Annotated in this window: 1 protein-coding gene; it reads left to right on the plus strand. The window is 73.9% G+C overall.

What is annotated here, in order from left to right; genetic code table 11:
- Nucleotides 1-1666, plus strand: a 1666-nt coding sequence (locus ACIA79_RS33535) for a condensation domain-containing protein (protein WP_399432207.1), incomplete at both ends; no start/stop codon positions are given.

Raw genomic sequence — 1666 nt, forward strand, 5'->3', positions numbered from 1 at the left:
TGGGCGCGGAGAAGGTCGGCATCCACGACAACTTCTTCGAACTGGGCGGCGACTCGATCCTCTCCATCCAGCTCATCTCCCACGCCCGCCAGGCGCTCGGCGGACAGCTTTCGCCGCGGCTGCTCTTCGAGGCGCCGACGGTCGCCGAGTTCGCGGCCGCCATCGCCCCCGAGGCGGAGGGAGCGGCGGCCGGCGCTCCGGTGATCCCGGCGATCCCGGCGGTGCCGCGTGACGGCCTGCTGCCGATGTCGTTCGGTCAGCAGCGGTTGTGGTTCCTGGAGGACTTCAACGAGGGCGGCACCGAGTACCACTCGGCCGTCGGGCTGCGTCTGACGGGGCCCTTGGCCCCGGACGCGCTCCGCGCGGCGGTCGGTGATCTGGTGGCCCGCCACGAGGCGCTGCGGACGACGTTCGACGTGGTCGACGGCCAGGGCGTGCAGATCGTCCACCCCGTGCTGGAGCCGGAGTGGCGTGCCGAGGAGGCGGCGGGCGAGCATCGGCTGCGCGAGCTCGCGCAGGAGGAGCTGGCCCGCCCGTACGACCTGCGTACCGGCCCGCTCGTCCGGGTGCTCCTCGTCCGGCTCCGGGACGACGAGCACGTGTGCGTCCTGGGGATGCACCACATCGTCACGGACGGCTGGTCGATGGGCGTCGCCTCGCGGGAGCTGGGCGAGCTGTACGCGGCCCGCGTCGAGGGCCGCGAGCCCCGTCTGCCGGAAGTCGCCGTGCAGTATCCCGACTTCGCGGCCTGGCAGCGCGCCCGGCTGGCGGACGGCGGCCTGCTGGAGGAGCAGCTCGACTGGTGGCGCGAGCGCCTCGACGGCATCACGCCGCTGGACCTGCCCACCGACCGGCCGCGCCCGGCCGTGCGCTCGTCGAAGGGCGGCGTCCACGGCTTCGACGTGCCGGCCGCCACCGTGGGCGCGCTCAAGGAGCTGGCCCGCACGCGGGGCGCGACGCTCTTCATGGCGCTGACGGCCGCCGTCAAGGCGGTCTTCGCCCGCTACACCGGCCAGCGGGACATCGCTGTCGGCACCGCGTCCGCCGGCCGGGGCGACGCGGGTCTGGAGCAGCTGGTCGGCTTCCTGGTCAACACGGTCGTGCTGCGTTCGCACATCGACCCGGACACGCCCTTCGGCACCCTGCTCGGGCAGGTTCGGGAGACGGTGCTCGACGCGTTCGCCCACGAGGACGTGCCGTTCGAGCGCCTGGTGGAGGCGGTCCAGCCGGAGCGTGACACGAGCCGCACACCGCTCGTGCAGGCGATGGTGGTCCTGCAGAACGCGCCCGGCATGCAGCCGAGCCTGGGCGAGGTCCGCGTCGCCGACTACCCGTTGGAGCGGGACTCGGCGCTGTTCGACCTGACCATCGAATTCGAGGAGTACGAGGGCGGGCTGCGGGCGCTCGTCGAGTACAGCGCCGAGCTGTTCGACGCGCCGACCGTCGCGCGCTTCGGGGAGCACCTGAACACGCTGCTCGCCGCCGCCGTGGCCGAGCCTTCCCGGGCGGTCTCCGCGCTGCCGATGCTGGCTCCGGGTGAGCGGGAGCGGTTGGTGGGCGAGTGGGCCGTGACGCCCGGAATCGCCCCGTGGGAGGGCACGATCCACGAGCGGGTCGCCGCGCGCGCCGCGGCCACTCCGGACGCGGTCGCCGTGAGCTGCGCGGG

It is taken from the genome of Streptomyces sp. NPDC051310 (genome assembly GCF_044455245.1).
In the GTDB taxonomy this organism is placed as follows: domain Bacteria; phylum Actinomycetota; class Actinomycetes; order Streptomycetales; family Streptomycetaceae; genus Streptomyces.